Source organism: Pseudomonas sp. 5Ae-yellow, assembly GCF_014077575.1.
GTDB classification, from domain to species: domain Bacteria; phylum Pseudomonadota; class Gammaproteobacteria; order Pseudomonadales; family Pseudomonadaceae; genus Halopseudomonas; species Halopseudomonas neustonica.
Genome location: NZ_JACGWE010000021.1, coordinates 1 through 21,785, shown reverse-complemented (window position 1 = coordinate 21,785; position 21,785 = coordinate 1). Strand labels below are relative to the sequence as shown.

Annotated in this window: 13 protein-coding genes; 9 read left to right on the top strand and 4 right to left on the bottom strand. The window is 56.7% G+C overall.

Annotated elements, in window-relative coordinates:
- The first annotated feature begins 92 nt into the window (after positions 1 to 92).
- The 5 genes from gltB (at position 93) to H4J77_RS13090 (ending at position 9,496) form a co-directional block, all read left to right on the top strand.
- A complete protein-coding gene (gene gltB / locus H4J77_RS13110) occupies positions 93 to 4,541 on the top strand; it encodes a glutamate synthase large subunit (RefSeq protein WP_182248756.1) in 4,449 nt (1,482 codons plus the stop codon).
- 103 nt (positions 4,542 to 4,644) lie between these two features.
- Positions 4,645 to 6,063 carry an FAD-dependent oxidoreductase gene (locus tag H4J77_RS13105; protein WP_123890308.1) on the top strand — a complete coding sequence of 473 codons (1,419 nt, stop codon included), beginning with the start codon at positions 4,645 to 4,647 and terminating at the stop codon, positions 6,061 to 6,063.
- A 125-nt stretch (positions 6,064 to 6,188) separates the two neighbouring features.
- Positions 6,189 to 7,271 (top strand): uroporphyrinogen decarboxylase, encoded by a 1,083-nt coding sequence (gene hemE, locus H4J77_RS13100; protein ID WP_123890306.1) that lies wholly within the window; start codon positions 6,189 to 6,191, stop codon positions 7,269 to 7,271.
- Between the two features lie 80 nt (positions 7,272 to 7,351).
- A complete protein-coding gene (locus H4J77_RS13095) occupies positions 7,352 to 8,122 on the top strand; it encodes a ParA family protein (protein WP_182248754.1) in 771 nt (256 codons plus the stop codon).
- Between the two features lie 99 nt (positions 8,123 to 8,221).
- On the top strand, positions 8,222 to 9,496 hold the full coding sequence (locus H4J77_RS13090) for a bifunctional O-acetylhomoserine aminocarboxypropyltransferase/cysteine synthase (RefSeq protein WP_123890303.1): 1,275 nt from the start codon (positions 8,222 to 8,224) through the stop codon (positions 9,494 to 9,496).
- 165 nt (positions 9,497 to 9,661) lie between these two features.
- On the opposite strand, the gene H4J77_RS13085 is transcribed toward H4J77_RS13090, so the two are convergent.
- Positions 9,662 to 11,518: an SLC13 family permease gene (locus tag H4J77_RS13085; RefSeq protein WP_182248752.1), complete on the bottom strand. Its 1,857-nt coding sequence runs from the start codon at positions 11,516 to 11,518 to the stop codon at positions 9,662 to 9,664.
- Between the two features lie 87 nt (positions 11,519 to 11,605).
- A complete protein-coding gene (selO, locus tag H4J77_RS13080) occupies positions 11,606 to 13,036 on the bottom strand; it encodes a protein adenylyltransferase SelO (protein ID WP_123890299.1) in 1,431 nt (476 codons plus the stop codon).
- A gap of 262 nt (positions 13,037 to 13,298) precedes the next feature.
- On the opposite strand from selO, the gene H4J77_RS13075 reads away from it, so the two are divergent.
- Positions 13,299 to 15,089 (top strand): acyl-CoA dehydrogenase C-terminal domain-containing protein, encoded by a 1,791-nt coding sequence (locus H4J77_RS13075; RefSeq protein ID WP_182248751.1) that lies wholly within the window; start codon positions 13,299 to 13,301, stop codon positions 15,087 to 15,089.
- Positions 15,090 to 15,347: 258 nt separating this feature from the next.
- Entirely contained in the window at positions 15,348 to 17,135 is a 1,788-nt protein-coding gene (locus tag H4J77_RS13070) for an acyl-CoA dehydrogenase C-terminal domain-containing protein (protein ID WP_123890296.1), read from the top strand.
- Positions 17,136 to 17,391: 256 nt separating this feature from the next.
- Here the strand turns inward: H4J77_RS13070 and H4J77_RS13065 are convergent, their stop codons facing one another.
- Positions 17,392 to 18,183 (bottom strand): 2-keto-4-pentenoate hydratase, encoded by a 792-nt coding sequence (locus tag H4J77_RS13065; RefSeq protein WP_123890294.1) that lies wholly within the window; start codon positions 18,181 to 18,183, stop codon positions 17,392 to 17,394.
- Positions 18,180 to 19,088, bottom strand: coding sequence for a TauD/TfdA family dioxygenase (locus tag H4J77_RS13060; RefSeq protein ID WP_123890292.1), 909 nt, complete (start codon positions 19,086 to 19,088; stop codon positions 18,180 to 18,182). The genes H4J77_RS13065 and H4J77_RS13060 overlap by 4 nt, the downstream gene beginning before the upstream one ends.
- Before the next feature lie 301 nt (positions 19,089 to 19,389).
- Here H4J77_RS13060 and amn point away from each other — a divergent pair, with 301 nt between their 5' ends.
- Entirely contained in the window at positions 19,390 to 20,862 is a 1,473-nt protein-coding gene (gene amn / locus H4J77_RS13055; protein ID WP_123890290.1) for an AMP nucleosidase, read from the top strand.
- 187 nt (positions 20,863 to 21,049) lie between these two features.
- Positions 21,050 to 21,785, top strand: a 736-nt coding sequence (locus H4J77_RS13050) for a metallophosphoesterase (protein ID WP_182248750.1), incomplete at its 3' end; no start/stop codon positions are given.

Genomic DNA, 21,785 nt, shown 5'->3' with positions numbered 1-21,785 from the left:
AATTACCCCCCTTTTGTCCGGCGCCTGGCCAGATCAATGCTTTTTTGATTCTTGTAAGCGCTTGAATTCAATAGCTTTTTGAGAGCGTGCCTATGAAAGCAGGTTTATACCAGCCTGATCAGTTCAAGGATAACTGTGGCTTCGGCTTGATTGCCCACATGGAAGGTCAGCCCAGTCATCACTTACTCCAGACGGCTATTGAAGCCCTGACATGCATGACACACCGTGGCGGTATCAATGCCGACGGCAAGACCGGTGACGGTTGTGGTCTGCTTATTCAGAAGCCTGATCGTTTTCTGCGCGCAGTGGCGCAGGAGCAATTGTCCGTGCAGCTACCCGAGCAATACGCTGTCGGGATGGTCTTTATGGGCGCCGATGCGGCGGCAACCGCTGCTGCGAAGCAGGCATTTGCCGACGCGCTTGCGGATCAAGGGCTGACCAGTCTGGGTTGGCGTGAGGTGCCCGTTGACCAGACGGTATTGGGGCCACTGGCGCTGAGCAGCATGCCGCGCATTGAGCAGTTGTTCGTTTCCGGTGATGGCCTCGACGAGCAGCAGTTTGGCGTCAAGCTATTCTATGTGCGTCGCAAGGCGGAAATCGCCATGCAGGCCGATAGCAATTTTTACGTCTGTAGTCTGTCGCACAAAGTTATCTCCTACAAAGGCCTGATGATGCCGGCCGATCTGGATAAGTTTTATCCGGATTTGGGCGATGACCGCATGGAAACCGCCATCAGCGTGTTCCATCAGCGTTTCTCTACCAATACCTTGCCAAAGTGGCCGCTTGCACAGCCATTCCGTCTGGTCGCGCACAACGGTGAGATCAATACCATCACCGCTAACCGCAACTGGGCTCATGCACGTCGTAACAAATTCACCAACGATTTGATGCCTGATCTGGAAAGTCTGGCTCCGCTGGTCAATACCACCGGGTCCGACTCCTCAAGCATGGACAATATGCTTGAGTTATTGATCACTGGTGGTATGGATTTGTTCCGCGCCATTCGCATGGTTGTTCCGCCCGCATGGCAGAACGTAGAGACCATGGATGCCGACTTGCGTGCATTTTATGAATACAACTCCATGCACATGGAGGCCTGGGATGGTCCGGCGGGTATCGTACTGACCGAAGGTCGTTATGCAGTGTGTCTGCTCGACCGCAACGGTCTGCGCCCTGCGCGCTACGTTGTAACCAAGAACGGTTACATCACGCTCGCCTCAGAAATCGGCGTGTGGAATTACCAGCCTGAAGACGTGATCAGTAAAGGCCGCGTTGGTCCTGGTCAGATTCTGGCAGTCGATACCGAAACCGGTGAAGTGCTGCATACCGATGATGTTGCGGATCGCCTCAAATCGCGCCACCCCTACCGCAAGTGGCTGAAAGAAAATGCCCTGCGTATTCAGGCAAAGCTTGATGACCGCGATCACGGCTCCGACTTTTTGGGCGCCGAACGTCTGAAGCAGTATATGAAAATGTTCCAGGTCACCTTCGAAGAGCGTGATCAGGTACTGCGTCCGTTGGCCGAGAATGGTCAGGAAGCGGTTGGTTCCATGGGCGACGATACCCCGATGGCGGTATTGTCCAGCCGGGTTCGCTCGGTCTATGACTACTTCCGTCAGCAGTTTGCCCAGGTGACCAATCCGCCTATCGATCCGCTGCGCGAAGCCATTGTCATGTCCCTTGAGACCTGTCTTGGCGCTGAGCGTAATGTCTTTGAAGAGACTGCTGATCACGCTAACCGTGCGATCCTGAGCTCTCCTGTGATTTCGCCTGCGAAGTGGCGCACGCTGATGCATCTGGAGCGCCCTGGATTCTCTGTACACACGATCGATCTCAACGTGGACGAGTCCATGCCGCTGGGCGATGCGGTAAGTGATATCGCCAGGCAGGCTGAAGCCGCAGTACGTGAAGGCAAGTCACTCATCGTGCTCAGTGACCGCTTAATTGAAACGGGCAAACTGCCAGTGCACGCTGCACTGGCAGTGGGTGCTGTGCACCACCATTTGACCGCGGTCGGTATTCGTTCCGAGTGCAACATCCTGGTTGAGACGGCGACCACGCGTGATCCACATCATTATGCGGTGTTGATCGGTTTTGGTGCCTCTGCAGTCTATCCATACCTCGCGTATGAAGTGCTGGGTGACCTGCTGCGCACCGGTGAGGTCATCGGCGATTTGTACGAGGTCTTCAAGAGCTACCGCAAAGGTATCTCAAAAGGCTTGTTGAAAATCCTGTCGAAGATGGGTATCTCGACCATCGCCTCTTACCGGGGTGCGCAACTGTTTGAAGCCGTTGGCTTGGCCGATGAGATCGTTGACCTTTGTTTCAAGGGTGTCGCCAGCCGCATTCAGGGCGCGCGTTTCTGCGACCTGCAGGATGAACAGCTACTGCTGGCCAAGGAAGCCTGGAATCCACGCAAGTCGATTCAGCAAGGTGGCTTGTTGAAATTTGTCTTCGGTGGTGAGTACCACGCGTACAACCCTGATGTGGTACGTGCGTTGCAGGATGCCGTGCAGGGTGATAGCTACGATAAGTACCTTGAATACGCGGCTTTGGTAAACAACCGCCCGGTGGCGTCGCTGCGTGACCTCCTGAAAGTGCGTGATGATCAGGCGCCGATCGCGCTCGACCAAGTTGAGCCCCTTGAGCAGATATTCAAGCGCTTTGACTCGGCGGGTATCTCGCTCGGAGCCTTGTCGCCTGAGGCGCATGAGGCCATTGCCGAGGCAATGAACCGTCTTGGCGCTCGCTCCAACTCCGGTGAGGGGGGTGAAGACCCTGCGCGTTACGGTACCGAGCGTACCTCGCGTATCAAGCAGATTGCGTCCGGACGCTTTGGTGTGACGCCTGAGTATCTGGTTAACGCCGATGTGCTGCAGATCAAGGTCGCGCAGGGTGCCAAGCCCGGCGAAGGTGGTCAGTTGCCGGGTGGTAAGGTAAACGAGCTGATTGCTCGCCTGCGTTATGCTGTGCCTGGCGTCACACTTATTTCGCCACCGCCGCATCACGACATCTATTCCATCGAAGATTTGTCTCAGCTGATCTTTGACCTGAAACAGGTTAATCCGGCTGCGCTGGTGTCGGTCAAGCTGGTATCCGAGCCTGGTGTTGGCACTATCGCCGCGGGCGTGGCCAAGGCTTACGCTGACCTGATTACCATCTCCGGTTACGACGGCGGCACTGGTGCTTCGCCGCTGACGTCCATTCGTTATGCCGGTTCGCCATGGGAACTTGGGCTGTCTGAAGCGCATCAGACGCTGCGTGGTAATGACCTGCGCGGCAAAGTTCGGGTACAGACAGACGGTGGCTTGAAAACCGGTCTTGATGTGATCAAGGCAGCCATTCTTGGCGCCGAAAGCTTTGGCTTCGGTACCGGCCCGATGATCGCGCTGGGTTGTAAGTACCTGCGCATCTGTCACCTGAACAACTGCGCAACCGGTGTCGCAACACAGAATGAGCACCTGCGTGACAACCACTATATTGGTACTGTCGAGATGGTGATGAATTACTTCACCTATGTCGCTACCGAAACCCGTGAATGGCTAGCCAAGCTGGGTGTGAGCTCTCTGGAAGAGCTTATTGGTCGTACTGATCTTTTGGAGATTCTGCCAGGCAGCACCAGCAAGCAGCAGAACCTGGATCTTGAGCCGCTGCTGTTCAGCAAGGATGTGGCGGCCGATAAGCCGCAGTTCTGCATGCAGCCGCGCAATCCGCCTTTTGACAAGGGCGAGACCGCCGAGAAGATGGTCGAAATGGCGCGTGCCTGTATCGATGGGCGCACCGGTGGTGAGTTTGAGATGAGGCTGACCAATTGCGATCGCTCCATTGGCGCACGCGTCTCGGGCGAGATCGCCAAGGTGCATGGCAACCAGGGCATGGTCAGTGCGCCTATTACCTATCGCTTCAAGGGTACTGCGGGTCAGAGTTTCGGTGTGTGGAATGCCGGTGGCTTGAACATGTACCTGGAAGGTGATGCCAACGACTATGTCGGTAAGGGCATGACCGGAGGTAAGCTGGTCATAGTGCCGCCACAGGGCAGTCCGTTCCGCTCCGAGCATACATCTATTATCGGCAATACCTGCCTGTATGGTTCGACCGGTGGCAAGCTGTTTGCTGCCGGTATTGCGGGTGAGCGATTTGCGGTGCGCAACTCCGGTTGCCACGCAGTCATTGAAGGTGCCGGTGATCACTGCTGTGAGTATATGACTGGCGGCATGGTCTGTGTGCTAGGCAGTACTGGTCACAACTTTGGTGCGGGTATGACGGGTGGTTTCGCCTACGTACTGGATCGTGACAACAGTTTCTTTGACAAGCTGAACCATGAGCTGGTCGAGCTGCATCGCATCAGTAGCGAGTCAATGGAAGTCTACCGCAGTCATTTGACGCAGGTGCTGACCGAGTATGTAGCCGAGACGGGCAGCCCATGGGGTGCTGAGGTGCTGGACAACCTGGACGACTTTATTCGTCGCTTCTGGTTGGTCAAGCCTAAGGCAGCCAGCTTGCGCGCGCTCTTGACCAGCACCAGAGCCAACCCGCAGTAATCAGCGGGAATACCTGCGACCGGGCAGCCCGTGCCGCCCGGTCAGCGATAGAGATTCGGCAGCGCCACAGGTAATGGTTGCGCTGCACTGATGAGGTTTAGATATGGCAGACCGTTTAAGTAACGACTTCCAGTTTATCGATGTTGGTCGTGAAGACCCGAAAAAGCGCGCGCTGCGCACGCGCAAGACTCAGTTCGTAGAAATCCACGAGCAGTTCAAGCCGGAAGAGGCTGCGGATCAGTCACATCGTTGTCTGGAGTGCGGCAACCCCTATTGTGAGTGGAAGTGCCCTGTGCACAACTTCATTCCCAACTGGCTGAAGCTGGTGTCTGAAGGCAACATCCTGGAAGCGGCCGAGCTGTCGCATCAGACCAATACGTTGCCGGAAGTCTGTGGTCGGGTTTGCCCACAGGACCGCCTCTGTGAAGGTGCCTGCACGCTGAATGATGGTTTTGGTGCGGTGACTATCGGCAACGTCGAGAAGTACATCACTGATACTGCATTCGCGATGGGCTGGCGTCCCGATCTGTCCGCGGTTGTTCCTACCGGTAAGCGCGTCGCCATCATCGGTGCTGGTCCGGCGGGTCTCGGGTGTGCAGATGTGCTGGCAAGAGCTGGTGTGAGTCCGGTGGTATTTGATCGCTATCCTGAAATCGGTGGTCTGCTTACCTTTGGTATTCCCGAGTTCAAGCTGGAAAAAACGGTCATGTCGCGGCGTCGCGAGATTTTTGAGGGTATGGGCATCGAGTTTCGCCTGAACACCGAGATCGGCAAGGACGTCAGTATTGACGACCTGCTTGAGGAGTACGACGCGGTCTTTATGGGTATGGGTACTTATACCTACATGAAGGGCGGCTTCCCGGGCGAAGACCTGCCAGGTGTACACGACGCGCTGGACTTCCTGGTTGCCAACGTCAATCGCAACCTGGGTTTTGAGAAAGCGCCGGAAGACTTTATTGGCTTGAAAGGCAAGAAAGTAGTGGTGCTGGGTGGTGGTGATACTGCGATGGACTGCAATCGCACCTCGATCCGCCAGGGTGCCTCTTCGGTCGCCTGTGCCTATCGGCGCGACGAGGCCAACATGCCGGGCTCGCGAAAGGAAGTGAAGAACGCCAAGGACGAAGGGGTCAAGTTTCTGTTCAACCGTCAGCCTATCGCCATCGTCGGTGAAGATCGGGTCGAAGGCGTCAAGGTTGTAGAAACGCGCCTGGGTGAGCCCGATGCACGTGGCCGTCGCAGTCCTGAGCCGATCCCTGGCTCGGAAGAAGTGCTGCCAGCAGATGCGGTAATCATCGCCTTTGGCTTTCGTCCCAGTCCTGCAGACTGGTTCTCCGAGAAGGAAGTGGGTACCGATAGCCAGGGCCGCGTAGTCGCGCCTGAGGAAGGTCAGTACAAGTTCCAGACGACCAACCCCAAGATCTTCGCTGGTGGTGATATGGTTCGCGGCTCTGATCTGGTCGTGACCGCCATCTGGGAGGGCCGTCAGGCTGCTGAAGGTATTCTCGAATATCTCGAGCTGTAATCAGCTGTTTATCCATCGCAGTTCAACAAGGGCGCCTCAGGGCGCCCTTGTTATTTCAGGGCGCCTGATCTTTGTCCGCATTCCCGGTACAATGCCCGCTGATATGGTAACTGGATAACTACCCCATGACTGAACTCAAGAATGATCGCTTTCTTCGTGCCCTGCAGCGTCAGCCGGTCGATGTCACGCCGGTATGGATGATGCGGCAGGCCGGGCGCTATTTGCCTGAGTACCGTGAGTCGCGCGCACGCGCAGGTGATTTCATGGGACTGTGCACCAATCCGGATATGGCTTGCGAGGTAACCCTGCAGCCGCTGGAGCGCTATCCGTTGGATGCCGCCATTCTGTTTTCCGACATTCTGACCATTCCCGATGCAATGGGTCAGGGTCTTTATTTCGAGACCGGCGAAGGTCCGCGCTTCCGCAAGGTTATCGATACCCCGGCGGACATCGAGGCGTTGCCGATCCCCGATCCCGAGAAAGACCTGGGTTATGTAATGGGTGCCGTGCGTACAATTCGCCGCGAGTTGAATGGTCGGGTGCCGCTAATTGGCTTCTCTGGCAGTCCCTGGACGCTGGCGACCTATATGGTTGAGGGCGGCTCCTCCAAGGATTTTCGCAAGACCAAGGCGATGCTTTACGATCAACCTGAAGCCATGCATCTGCTGCTCGACAAGCTGGCTGATTCGGTTATCAGTTATTTGAACGGCCAGATCATGGCTGGCGCTCAGGCGGTGCAAATTTTCGATACCTGGGGCGGCAATCTGTCGTCCGATGCCTATCAGAAGTTCTCGCTCGCATACATGCGCAAGATTGTCGCCGGTCTTATTCGCGAGAATGATGGCCGTAAAGTGCCCGTTATCCTGTTCACCAAGAACGGCGGTTTGTGGCTGGAGAGCATTGCCGATGTTGGCGCGGATGCACTGGGGCTGGACTGGACCATGGATATGGGGGTAGCTCGTTCACGCGTTGGTGCCAAGGTAGCCCTGCAGGGCAACATGGATCCGACCGTGCTTTATGCCAAGCCTGCGGCCATCCGCGCTGAAGTGGCGCGTATTCTGGCCAGTTATGGCAAGGGTAATGGTCATGTATTCAACCTGGGCCATGGCATCACGCCTGAGGTAGACCCGGCGCATGCGGGTGCCTTTATTGAGGCAGTGCACGAAATGTCAGCTATTTATCATGATCCGGCTGCTATCGTAGGCTGAGAAAGGTTGCGTATCTGGCCCGCCGGGCCAGATACTGAACCGGTTGTTCACCAACAGGCTATCGGAACAAGGAGAGGCGTATGCGCAGGGTGGTATTCAACCAGAAGGGCGGTGTCGGTAAATCCAGTATTGCCTGCAACCTGGCCGCAGTAAGCGCGGCGGCAGGATACAAGACGCTGGTCATCGATCTGGATCCGCAGGCCAACTCAAGCCATTACTTGCTTGGTGAGGGCATGGCGGATATCGACACCACCATCGCCGAGTTCTTTACGCAAACCCTGACCAGCGGACTGTTTGGCAAAAAAGCCGAGCAGTTCGTGGTGGAAACGCCCTTCGAAAACCTATGGTTGATGCCCGGTAGTCCTGAGCTGGCCGACCTGCAGCACAAGTTGGAGTCACGTTACAAAATTCAGAAGTTGCGCAAGCTGCTCAAGGATCTGAAGGACAGTTATGAGCGTATCTACATTGATACCGCTCCCGCCTTCAACTTCTACACCATGTCAGCACTGATTGCCGCAGATCGTGTATTGATCCCGTTCGACTGTGATGCGTTTTCGCGGCAGGCGCTTTACGGGCTGTTGGCGGAGCTGGAAGATGTGCGTGAAGAGCATAACGAAGACTTGCAGGTAGAAGGTATTGTAGTTAATCAGTTTCAGCCGCGTGCCGCTTTGCCACAGCAGATTCTGGACGAGCTCATAGCCGAAGGTTTGCCGGTATTACCGGTTTATCTCAATAGCTCGGTGCGTATGCGCGAGTCGCACCAGGCAGCTACGCCGCTGATCTTTCTCGATGGCCGGCATAAGCTGACGCAACAGTTCATTGCCTTGCACGATCATATCGAAGGCCAGTAAGCGTCGGTTTTGGCGTGCCATAACGCAACGGTAGTTTGATTGACCGATTGCGTTACCTTCTGCATGCTCGGTGCTGGACTTCATAACAAGGACAGCGCCATGAAACTGGAAACGCTCGCCATACACGCTGGTTACACCCCCGATCCCACCACTCATGCGGTGGCCGTACCTATTTACCAAACTACCTCATACTCTTTTGATGATACTCAGCACGGGGCCGACCTTTTCGACCTGAAAGTGCCGGGTAATATCTACTCGCGGATCATGAACCCGACCAACGACGTGCTGGAGCAGCGCGTTGCTGCGCTGGAAGGCGGCGTGGGCGCACTGGCTATGGCATCGGGTATGGCAGCTATTACTGCGGCCATTCAAACCCTGGCGGAGACGGGCGACAACATCGTTTCGGTGGCCAAGCTCTATGGCGGCACCTATAACCTATTTGCCCACACGCTACCGCGTCAGGGTATCGAGGTGCGTTTTGCGGCGCATGACGATGTGGCGGCGCTGGAGCAATTGATTGATAGCCGTACCAAGGCAGTGTTCTGCGAATCAATCGGTAACCCCTCGGGCAATATTCTGGACATTCAGGCACTGGCTGACGCTGCCCATCGGCATGGCGTGCCGCTGATTGTGGACAACACGGTCGCGACGCCAGCGCTCTGTCGTCCGTTTGAGTTCGGCGCCGATATCGTGGTTCACTCGTTGACTAAGTACATGGGCGGCCACGGCACCACACTGGGCGGCATCGTGGTTGACGGTGGCAGCTTCCCCTGGACGCAGCAGGCAGAGCGTTTTCCCTTGCTGAATACGCCTGATCCGTCCTATCACGGTGTGGTCTATACCGAGGCCTTTGGTCCTGCTGCCTTTATTGGCCGCTGCCGGGTTGTGCCGTTGCGCAACATGGGCGCCGCTCTGTCGCCCTTCAATGCCTTCATGATTCTGCAGGGGATGGAGACGCTGGCGTTGCGTATGGAGCGGCACTGCGACAATGCGATCGCGGTAGCACGGTACCTGAAAGACCATGACCAGGTTGTTTGGGTGCAGTACGCGGGTTTGGAGGACCATCCCGAGCACGCGCTGGCGCAGCGTTATATGGGCGGCAAGCCTGCTTCAGTGCTGTCGTTTGGCATCAAGGGCGGACAGGAAGCAGGAGCGCGTTTTATCGATGCGCTAGAGTTGGTGGTACGCTTGGTCAACATCGGTGATGCCAAATCTCTGGCCTGTCATCCGGCCTCAACGACCCATCGCCAGCTTGATGATGAGGAACTCGCCAAGGCGGGTGTGCCGCGCGATATGGTGCGGCTGTCGATCGGTATCGAGCACATCGATGACATTCTGGCTGACCTGCAGCAGGCGCTGGACGCCTCGCGCTAGGCGAGCGGTAAGCTAGAAGCTAGAAGTAAACCCGCGGGTTCCGACCTGCGGGTTTTTTTGGTTCTAGGTAGCGCATACGTTGGTAGAAACCCCTGGACGACCGCGCGGCAGCATCCACGCTTCTTGCAGCTTGCAGCTTGCAGCTTGCACGCGCCAGCGCGACCCTTATGGGAACAGAGGCCAGATCAAGGGGATGATCAGCGAGCCAGTGGCCCACATGATGAGGTTGAGTGGCACACCAATGCGCATGAAGTCGCTGAAGCGGTAGCCACCGGCGCTGTATACGAAGGTATTGGTCTGGTAGCCAATGGGCGTCGCAAAGCTGGCACTGGCCGCAAACATCACCGCCACCACAAAGGGGCGAGGGTCCGCGCCCAGCTGCTGCGCGACACCAATGGCGATGGGTGTGACCAGCACGGCCACCGCGTTGTTGCTGATCACTTCGGTAAGCACTGACGTCAGCAAGTAAATAAAGGACAGCATGAACAGCGGACCGAGTAACGGCGCTAAGGTCATCACATGACTGACCACCGTATCGACCAGCCCGACCTTGTTCATGGCGATACTGATGGCCAGCATGCCGAAGATCAGAGTGAGAATGCGCCAGTCGATGGCCTTGTAGGCGTCTTCGGTATCCAGGCAGCCGGTGGCAACCACCAGCGCGGCCGCGATCATGGCCAGGCCTTCTATCGGCATGACCTTCAGCGCGGCCAGCACCATCACCGCAACCACGGCGGCTATCGCGATCGGTGCCTTGTTGCGACGGTAAGCCCGCTCCTGCACCGAGTTCAGGCTGATTAATTCGCCGTTGTCGGCGAATTTCTTGATCTGGGCGGGCGTGCCTTCTACCAGCATGACATCGCCAAACTGCAGCTGGAACTCATCCAGGTTGTTCTGAATGTTCTCGTTCTGACGGTGAATCGCTAATACGTGAATACCGTAACGGGCGGTCAGGTTGAGGTCGCGCATGGGGCGGTGGCTATATCGCGAATTGCGCCCAACTATAGCCTCTGCCAGCATCACATCACGGGTCGAGATGGTTTCAAAGTTGGCACTGTCTTCGCGGTTAAAGGCGAGCAGGCCGTTTTGCCGCAATTCAACAAAATCGCGCATGGTGGTATGCAGCACCAGGCGGTCGCCCGCGTGCAGCAGGGTGTCGTTTAGCGGAGTGGATAACTCCTCATCGCCACGGAATATCTTTAGTACGCTGATGCCGCTGTTGCCGTTAAGGCTGGCCTGGCTGATGGTTTGATTGACCACTGGCGAGTCATGCGGAACCAGCAGCTCGGTCATGAAGGTGCGCGCCTGATCCGGACGTAACTGACGCGAAAGGCTCTCGCGCTCGGGCAGCAGTCGATAACCGATCAGCAGAATGAAGACCATGCCGATGGCTGCCAGGATGGCGCCGGGCAGGGTAATGTCGAACATGCCGAAGGGCTCCATGCCCATTTGCCGAGCCACACCATCCACCAGAATGTTGGTCGAGGTGCCGATCATGGTCATGGTGCCGCCCAATATAGTGGCGTAGGACAATGGGATCAGCATCTTCGATGGCTTGCTGCCAACCTGCGTGGCCAGTGCAATGGCGACCGGCGTCAGGATGGCGACCACTGGCGTGTTGTTGATGAAGGTGGATAGCAGCATCGCTGTCATCATCAGACTGAACAGGGTGCGCCACGGGCTGCCGCCACCCATGCGCGACAACCAGTTACCCAGGGTTTCTACGCAACCGGTGCGTTCCAGCGCGCCGGACAAGATAAACATGCAGGCAATAGTGATGGGTGCGCTGTTGGACAGCACACTCAGAACATCGGCGGGTGATAACAGCTGACTTACCAGTAGTACGGCGACAGCAATCCCGACCACCACATCGGGGCTGAACTTCTCCCGTGCAAAGGAGTAAAACACCCAGCACAGTAGTAGTGCGACGCCAATCAATGGCAGCGAATCCCAGCTCATGGTTACCTGAATCTCGTGTGAGGTATTCGGCTCCACCTGTCGGAACCCGTATGGGCGCCACATTAAGAGGGATTCTTAAGTTTGTCCAAGTACAAAAACTGATTTTTATATGCTTAAAAAGAATAAAAAACGGTGTCTATTTAACCAGCTTCAGGATGAGCAACTGATCTCCAGGTGTTTGCCCCAGTCCGGTGGAGCTGCAGCGTATTCTTCGGCGTCGGTCTGCCTGGTAAAGGGCGTTGTCAGCAGGTCGTGCAGCTTCCTGACCTCAGTGAAGTCACCTTGCTCAGCGGCAGCAATCGCGTTCTGCGCCAAGTAATTGCGTAGCAGGTAAATCGGGTTGGCCTGCAAGGCTTCGGCCTGTTCTGCGTTGCCACCCCTGCGGTGCAAGTGCTCGGCATGCCAGCGATCGAAGGCGTCACGGTCAACAAAGTGATCGCGCAGCGCTGTACTGTCTTCTGCCAGAAGGCGCAGGCAGAGAGTGAAGTCGCTCCCGCTGTCCTGCATCAGCTGCAGTAGTTGTTCTATAAGATCGCCATCTCCGCGTTGGGCATCTGCCCACCCCAGTCGCCGTCGCATCAGCTCCAGATAGTGCTGTTCAAAGGTCGGCATAAAGCTGGCGACTTCGGTCTTCAGGGTTTCTACATCAATAAAGGGAGTTAGTGCCTGCGCCAGGCAGGCGAGGTTCCATTGCGCTATGGCGGGCTGGCGATGAAAGGCGTAACGGCCTTCATGGTCGGAGTGATTGCAGACGTGGCGTACGTCGAATGCATCGAGGAAGGCGTAGGGGCCAAAGTCGAAGGTAATGCCCAGAATCGACATGTTGTCGGTGTTCATCACGCCGTGGCAGAAGCCGTAGGCTTGCCACCAGGCAATCATCTCAGCGGTTCGTTTCAGCACTTCACGGTACATAGCCAGTTCTGGCTGTGCGTCTGTGAGGCATTCTGGGTAGCAAGTACGCAGGGTAAAGTTAAGCAGCTCGCGGAGGGCATCATGCTGGCGGGTGTAATAAAAGTATTCGAAGTGACCAAAGCGAATGTGCGACTGTGATAGCCGCAGCAGCATGGCTGCTCGCTCCTCGCGTTCGCGGTAAACGGGATTGTCACCCAAGGTGACGCAGAGTGCGCGGCTGGTGGGTATGCCGAGCGCATGCAGCGCTTCCGAGCCAAGGAATTCTCGAATTGATGAGCGCAGCACTGCGCGGCCATCGCCCATGCGCGAATAGGGGGTGCTGCCCGCGCCCTTGAGGTGCAGGTCCCAGTGTTCGCCGGCCTGATTGAGTACTTCGCCCAGTAACAGGCCCCGGCCGTCACCCAGCTTGGGGTTGTAGCCGCCGAACTGATGGCCGGAGTAAACCATTGCCCGTGGTTCTGCGCTGCTCCAGATCTTGTGCCCGGAGAAGAGTTCGGTAAATAGCTCGCTATTGGCTTCTTCTGGCGTCAGGTCGATTAGACGCATGGCGCTGGGGCTACTGATCACCAACCTCGGGTTTTGCAGCGGTTCCGGCGTAACTCGAGTAGAAAAAGTGTCGCCCAGTTGGGCGAAGCGGTTGTCGAACTGCAGGTCCGCAAGTGAAGCCAAGATAGATCCTTCTGCGTCAGGCGCAGGCTGGAAAACGAGGTGACCATGCTAGGGGGTCTTGCTCTGCGACCGCAAGGGACTTGGCGCTTTAAGGTTCATCAGTCAGGCGCAATCAGGGTGCTTGGTCCTGTGTTATGGCCTAGCATCAAGCGAGATAATGGTCCCTACCGCAGCTTGACCTGGTGGCTGCAGATCCCTAGTGTTCAAACACCTGTATGAATAGCTGCCGCCGGTATGGTCCGGCTGCACTTGGAGAGCCGACATGCCCGAATACAAAGCCCCTTTACGTGACATGCACTTCGTTATGGATGAAGTGCTCGATTTTGCCGCCAGTTATGAGGCCTACGGTCTAGAAGATGCCTCGCCGGATCTGGTCAACGCCATTCTTGAAGAAGGTGGCAAGTTCGCTGGCGAAGTACTTGCGCCGCTGAACCGCACTGGTGACGAAGAAGGTTGCCATATCGATGATGGCGTCGTCACCACGCCCAAAGGCTTTAAAGAAGCCTACCAACAGTATGTCGATAACGGTTGGGGCTCCATGACTGGCTCTACCGAGTACGGCGGCCAGGGCTTGCCTTTCTCGCTGGGCCTGGTGATCAGTGAAATGGTTGCCTCGGCAAACTATGCCTTCAGTATGTATCCGGGTCTGTCCCACGGTTGTTCCGCGGCCATCAGTGCACATGGCACGCAGGAGCAGAAGGATCAGTATCTAAGCAAGCTGACTCCCGGCACCTGGACTGGCACCATGTGTCTGACCGAGCCGCATTGCGGTACCGATTTGGGCTTGATCAAGACGCGGGCAGTACCCGAGTCCGATGGTAGTTACAAAATTACCGGCACCAAGATCTTTATCTCCTGCGGTGAGCATGACATGGCCGAGAATATCGTCCATTTGGTGCTGGCCAAACTGCCCGACGCGCCTGCCGGTACCAAAGGTATCTCACTGTTCATCGTGCCCAAGTTCCTGCTCGATGCCAACGGCGAGAAAGGCGAGCGTAATACCCTGAAGTGCGGTTCCATTGAGCACAAAATGGGTATCAAGGCATCCGCCACTTGCGTCATGAACTTTGATGACGCCACTGGTTATCTGATCGGCGAAGCCAACAAGGGCTTGAACTGCATGTTCACCATGATGAACCACGCGCGCCTGGGTACCGGCATGCAGGGGCTGTGTCATGGCGAAGCCTCTTACCAGTCGGCCTTGGCATACGCCAAAGACCGTTTGCAGATGCGTTCACTGACTGGCGCTAAAGAGCCAGAGAAAGCCGCTGACCCGATCATCGTGCATCCTGATGTGCGTCGCATGCTGCTGACCATGAAAGCCTTTAATGAAGGCAACCGCGCGCTGACCTACTACACCGCGCAACTGCTCGACCAGGCTCATTACTCCAAAGACGAAGGTGAGCGCGCCAATGCTGATGCCCAGCTGGCATTCCTGACGCCAATCTGTAAGGCGTTCATGACCGAAACCGGCATGGAAGTAACCAGCCTGGGTATGCAGGTGTTTGGGGGCCATGGTTACATTCGTGAATGGGGCCAGGAGCAGCAGATGCGTGATTGCCGCATCGCGCCCATCTATGAGGGTACCAATGGTATTCAGGCGCTGGACCTTCTGGGTCGCAAGGTGCTGGGTAGCCAAGGCAAGTTGCTGTCTGCCTTTACCAAACAGGTTCACAAGTTTTGCCAGGCTAACGAGGGCAACAGCCAGTTCGCTGGCGAGCTGGCCAAGCTGAACCAGCTGAATGCACAGTGGGGCGAGATCACGCAAAGCATCGCTGGTCGCGCGATGCAGAACCGGGAAGAAGTGGGCGCTTGCTCCATGGACTTCCTGATGTTCTCGGGTTATGTGATCCATGCGTTCATGTGGCTGAAGATGGCCATTGTGGCGCAGCAGCAGCTGGCCGCCGGCACCTCTGAAGAGGATTTCTACAAAGCCAAGGTGGCTACGCAGAGCTTTTACTTCAAGCGCCTGCTGCCGCGCGCTCAGGCTCACGTTGAAGCGCTGAACTCCGGTGCCGACAGCCTGATGGATATGACTGCCGAGCAGTTCTGAAGCTTCGCTGTAAGCGCTAAGCGGTAAACAAAAAGCCCCGACTGGTTCGGGGCTTTTTTTCGTCTTCTGGCTGGCGCTCAGGCGCAGCCGATGCCATCGAGCCGTTGCGATTGAGTGGTTGAAGAATGGTTTGTCAGGCGCGTGACTGATTCTTTGCAAAAAGTCATAAAAAGACGCTACAGGTTTTTTCGTTGCCGGGATACAATCCTTGCTCTGCTCCGGTATGTTCCGGACAAATCTGTTGATGAGGAGATTTTGATGGCTGACTACAAAGCCCCCTTGCGTGATATCCGTTTCGTGCTCAATGAAGTGTTTGAGGCCGATGCTCTGTGGCAGAGCCTGCCCGGACTGGACGGTGCCATCGATGCGGAAACGGCCGATGCCATGCTCGAGGAAGCCGGCAAGATCACCTCGCAGACCATTGCTCCGCTGAACCGCAGTGGCGACGAGGAAGGTGCGCAGTGGAATGCCGGTGAAGTCACTACGCCAAGCGGCTTCAAGGCCGCGTTCAAAACCTATGCCGAAGGTGGCTGGGTTGGCCTGGGCGGCAACCCCGAGTACGGCGGACTGGGCATGCCCAAGACGCTGGGTGTGCAGGTCGAGGAAATGGTCTACGGTGCCAACAACAGCTTTGCACTCTATCCGGCTCTGACCGCCGGTTGCTGTCTGGCGCTTGATGCCCACGGCAGTGAAGAGCTGAAGCAGGCTTACCTGCCGAACATGTACGCAGGCATCTGGTCTGGCACCATGTGTCTGACTGAGCCGCACTGTGGTACTGACCTGGGTATCATCCGCACCAAGGCCGTGCCCGAAGCGGACGGCAGCTACCTGGTGACCGGTACCAAGATTTTTATCACCGGCGGTGAGCACGATCTGACCGAGAATATTATTCACCTGGTGCTGGCGAAATTGCCCGACGCGCCGGCGGGTCCCAAGGGCATCTCTCTGTTCCTGGTGCCCAAGTTCCTGGTCAACGAAGACGGCTCTATGGGCGAGCGCAATCCGGTCAACTGCGGCTCCATCGAGCACAAGATGGGCATCAAGGGTTCAGCTACCTGCGTTATGAACTTTGATTCTGCCCGTGGTTATCTGGTCGGGGAGGTCAATAAAGGCCTTAATGCCATGTTCACCATGATGAACTATGAGCGTTTGTCTATTGGTATTCAGGGCATCGGCTGCTCAGAAGCGTCGTATCAGAGCGCGGTTGACTATGCTCGCGAGCGCATCCAGAGCCGGGCGCCAACGGGTGCCGTGCAGCCAGAAAAGGCGGCCGATCCCATCATCGTCCACCCCGACGTGCGCCGTATGTTGCTGACCATGAAAGCCATGACCGAAGGCAGTCGTGCGTTCTCTACCTATGTGGGCATGCAACTGGATATCAGCAAGTATGCTGATGAGCCAGAGTCGAAAAAGAAAGGCGAGGATCTGGTTGCGCTGCTGACGCCGGTAGCCAAGGCATTCTTTACCGACGTCGGTCTGGAGAACTGTGTGCACGGCCAGCAGGTCTTTGGCGGCCACGGCTACATTCGTGAGTGGGGCCAGGAGCAGTTGGTGCGTGACGTGCGTATCGCGCAGATCTACGAAGGCACCAACGGCATTCAGGCGCTCGACTTGATGGGACGCAAGACGGTTGCCAATGGCGGCGCTTTCTTCAAGGTATTTGCCGAGGAAGTCCGCAATTTCGTTACCGAAAATTCCGCAGACGCCATGGCCGAGTTTGTTCAGCCGTTGGCCAAGGCGATAGCTAATCTGGAAGAGCTGACCGCTGGCGTGATTGAGCGCAGCAAGAGCAACCCGAACGAAGTAGGCGCGGCTTCGGTCGAGTATCTGCATGTATTTGGCTATACCGCTTACGCTTATATGTGGGCCAAGATGGCCAAGGTTGCGCTATCCAAGGCAGAGGCGGATGAAATCGGTTTCTATAGCGCCAAGCTGGGCACTGCCAAGTTCTTCTTCCAGCGTTTGCTACCACGCATTCACTCGCTGAGTGAGTCGGTCAACGCGGGCAGTGAGTCCTTGTACGAGTTGGACGCGGTGCAGTTCTGAGCGATCGACTCTGCCGGCTAACTGCAGAGTCGACTAAATGTAAGCAAATGCTTACACGCTGTGATGACAATGGCTTATGGGCACTTCCTGCGGACCTGCGTAGTATCAATCGCGCTAGGAGCATCGCAGGAAGCGACTCAAACAACAGGGAATAGGGATAGTGCCTCGGAGGCACTGCTATTACGGATGATCAGGAACTATTCTGCAAAACCCCGCCTCGGCGGGGTTTTTTCTTTTCTGCACTACAATCTCAGCTTCAAGCGTTGAAGCTGCAGCTCACCTCACCCAGCTCGCCCATACGCAACGTCAACTGATCTCCTGCGGCAATCGGATGCAGTCCGGTCAAGGCGCCAGTCAGGATGATGTCGCCGGTCTTGATGCTTATGCCTTGCTTCAGCCGGTCGCGCACCAGCCACAGGCACGCCTCTAGCGGGTCACCCATTGCACTGCCGGTATTGCCCTCGGCAACCTGCTCGCCATTGATTTCCAGTGTGGCAATCAGTTGGCTTAGGTCCAGCGCACCGGGCACGTTCTGCTGGTTGCCCAGCACGTATGCGCCGGAAGAGAGGTTGTCTGCTACGGCGTCAAAAATTGTGGTGGGCCAGCCTGCGATCGCTGAGTCGCAGATCTCAAGGGCGGGCACGACGGTTTGTAGCGCCGCGATCAGTTGACTTCTGTCCAGCTCGGGATCAGTCAGCTCATGCGCAAATACCATCGCTACCTCGATTTCGGCACGTGGCGCGATAAAGTCACGGTAGTTCAGCTCTTGCCCCGCTTGGCGCAGACCGCTGGCCATCAATACGCCCTGCAATGGACCGGGCAAACCGAGCTTGGCTTGCACTGCCGGGTTGCTGACGCCGAGCTTATAACCTCTGACGCTGTCACCCTGCGCAAGACTTAGACGCTGCCAATGTTGTTGCGCCGAATAGGCCTGCTGCAAATTGGCGATTTGGTGGGTCTCGGCTATTGCTGCGCGGGGCGCGCGTTCAGCGCGGGCAGCCAGTAGCAGCTCGGCGGCGATGGCGTGGTTATTCACAGACTGATTCATGCAATGCTTCCTCGGGTGGGTTTCTCGCCAACGACGGTGGTGCGATACATCTCGCGGCGCGCGCCAAAATAATCTGATACGGGTTGATGCCAGACGCAGCGGTTGTCCCAGATCGCCAACGTGCCAGGCGTCCAGCGCATGCGGCAGGTAAAGGCCGGGGCCAGTGCCACGCTATAGAGGTAATCAAGGATTGGGCGTGACTCCTCGGCTTTCATGCCGGAAATCCCAAGGGTGTAGACCGGATTGGCAAAGAGTACGTTGCGCCCGGTTTCCGGGTGACGGGTAATCAGCGGATGGCTGCGGACATTGTCGTCTACGTTTTCGCCGTAGACAATTTTCATGCTCTCCAGACCCGCGTTGTGTTTGGCATTGGGGCCGTAACCAAATTCCGGGCTGTGTATGCCATCCAGCCCATGCAGGGTTTTGCGCAGGGTGTCAGACAGCCACTCACAGGCCAGATACATATTATTGAACAGAGTGTCGCCACCTGTAAGCGGAACATCCTTGCCATAAAGCAGGGTGAAGGCCGGCGGTTTTTCCTGAAAGGACCAGTCCGAGTGCCAGGCGCCGCCAAATACCACCGGTGTCTGCTCACTCGCCTCTTTTACTACGTGCACTACATGCGGATGTTCAGGCATGGGTTTGACGTAGGGCTCGGTACCAAATTCACCGAAGCGCTGGGTAACGGCTTCCAGTTGCTCAACGCTGAGTTGCTGATCGCGAATGAAGAGCACGCCGTGATCCATAAGCGCCTGGCGCAGCGCTATCTGGCCTCGCTCACTGAGGTTGTTAAGGTCAATATCGTGAATATCGGCGCCCAGTGACCCGGCAACCGGCGTCACGGTGAAATGCTCACTGGGACGTGCCTGATTGTTGCCTGCGTGGGTGTAGAAGAATTCGGGCATAGTCTCGCCTCTATATTTTTGTTGTTGGGGTAGTTAGCCCAGCTTGCCGTAACCATTAGCGCTCAGCCATGATCGAATCTGCCATAAGATGATCTTTTCTGCCAATCAGGCTCGGGAGTGGTGCCTGTTGCAGCGCTAGCCGGTGCGCGAATAAAGCATTCGCATACTTGGTCGGTGCAGCGCGAAAGCGCTCGTGTTGTGGGCGGGGCATTAGTTGGCGATTCAGCGATCTGAGCACAGCGCTTGGCGTGCAGGCGTCGCAGCAGGCAAGATAGGGGCATGTGAACAGCCGAGGTACTCCATGAATTCTTGCCCAGACGATTTTGTTGTAGTGTCCAGTCCTGAAGAGGCGGTTGATCGCCTAGCAGCTCTGTATCAGCAGGCCACTAGTGCCTTGCGCGAGGCGCTCAAGAAGTATTTGGCAGACCGTACGCACCCGTCTGAGAGTCGCTGCGCCTTCAGGTATCCGGAGCTGCGTTTGATCTATCACTGCCAGGGCGAGGTGCCTAGCACCGTGCGCGCCTATGCCAAGGTGCAGGTGCCCGGCACCTACAGCGTTACCGTTACCCAGCCAGCCGCCTTCCGGCGTTATCTGCTGGATCAGTTGCGGCCCCTGATGAGCGATTTTACCGTCACGGTTGAGGTCGGCTCCAGTCAAGCCAATATCCCTTATCCCTACGTGGTCGAGCAGGGAGATGAGCTGGGCGCCTCAGGGGTGACCGCGGCTGAGTTGGCACGGGTATTCCCGAGTACTGATTTGTCGGCCGCCAACGACGGCACTGCCGATGGGCTTTACGATTGGGAAAATATCGATCCGCTGCCACTTGCGCTATTCGACGCCGCGCGCACCGATTTCTCGCTGCGCCGGCTGGTGCATTACACCGGTAGCGACTGGCGGCACGTGCAACCCTGGATTCTGCTCACCAACTACCATCGCTACGTTGACCAGTTCATTCGCCACGGGCTGGACATGTTGCAAGCTGACTCGCGCTTTCAACGCATGGTCTTGCCGGGCAATGTGGTGATTGAGCGTGGTATGGCGGAAGGCGAGATGCAGGCCATTATCGAGACAGTCGTCTGGCACCGTTACCAGATGCCGGCGTATCACCTGCAGGCAGAGAATCCGGCAGAGGGTATCACCTTGGTTAACATTGGCGTTGGGCCATCCAACGCCAAGAACATCACCGATCATTTGGCCGTGCTGCGTCCGCATTGCTGGTTGATGATTGGTCATTGCGGCGGCCTGCGCCAGTCGCAGACTATCGGTGACTACGTTCTGGCGCATGCCTATATGCGCCGCGACGGTATTCTCGACCGCGTGCTGCCACCGAACATTCCGTTGCCGGCGCTGGCCGAAGTACAGCAGGCGCTGCAGCAGGCCGCTGCCGAGGTTACCGGCGAGCAGGGTGATGCACTCAAGCGTCGGCTACGCACCGGTACGGTACTGACCTACGATGATCGTAACTGGGAACTGCGCTGGGCGCAGGAGCGTCCGCTGATCAATATGGCGCGCGCCATTGCCGTCGACATGGAAAGCGGCACCATTGCCGCTCAGGGTTATCGCCTGCGGGTGCCTTACGGCACGCTCTTGTGCGTCTCGGATAAACCGCTGCACAGCGAAATCAAATTGCCCGGTGCTGCCGGCGCCTTCTACGAACGCGCGGTTACCCAGCATCTGCACATTGGCATTCATGCGCTGGAGCTGTTGCGCAGTCAGTTGGACTCGCTGCATTCACGCAAGCTGCGCAGTTTTGATGAGCCGCCATTTCGCTGAAATACGTCACCCTGGCGCAGCAAGAGCGTGCCAAGGTGATCTTGCCCTCCAATGTACGCTGAGCAGTAATCTTTTTGAATTATCCTGTTACATCTCGCCATCGTAATGTAACCGCTCTGTCTCGGGCCTCTCACACGCATCTCATAGCCTTCCAGACTCTATAAACGCAGTCTGAAAGGGAATTAAGATGTTTATTCGAACGGGATTTATTTGTTTGGCTGCCGGAGGTTTGCTGACCGGTTGTCTGTCCTCCAGCAGTAGCGACAATGATGAAAATGTCAGCCAGCCAGCGCCGCCAGCGGTGCAGGCCGCGCTGCGGGTTGGTGTCATTCCTGATACCCAGGGCGGTGGTCAGAATTCGTCGATTATGCCAATGCGCGCGCTGATGGAGTTTTATCGCGAGCAAGATGTTGATCTGCTGCTGTTGGTTGGTGATTTGTCAGAAGAGGCTACGCCAGCAGAGTACGCGCAGTGGCGCAGCGTGGTGGATGATTATCGTGACGACTTTGTCATGCTGCCGCTGCAGGGTAATCATGACATCAAGGGCACTGACCAGGATTGGTACGACAACGTCAGCGATCTGATTCCGGCCGATGCCATTCAAATGACCGGGCAGCGCGACAAGAACTACGCCGTTGTCCGCGGCAACGTGCTTATTATCACGCTCTCTTATGGGCAGTTGCCCTTCACCTACGACTTCACGCGCGAAATGATTGAGACTTATCGCGATCAGGTCGATCACATTATTGTGTCTACCCATAACACCATGGTGGGCTCGCGCTACGGCAATATTCGAGAGGGGTTCTACCCCGTTACTGCGGACACTCTTGAAAAGAGGCACAATGTGCCAAAGGAGTGTTCATGTCCAAACGCAGAAAATACAGCCCTGAATTCAAGCGCGAAGCCATCGCGCTATCTCGCCA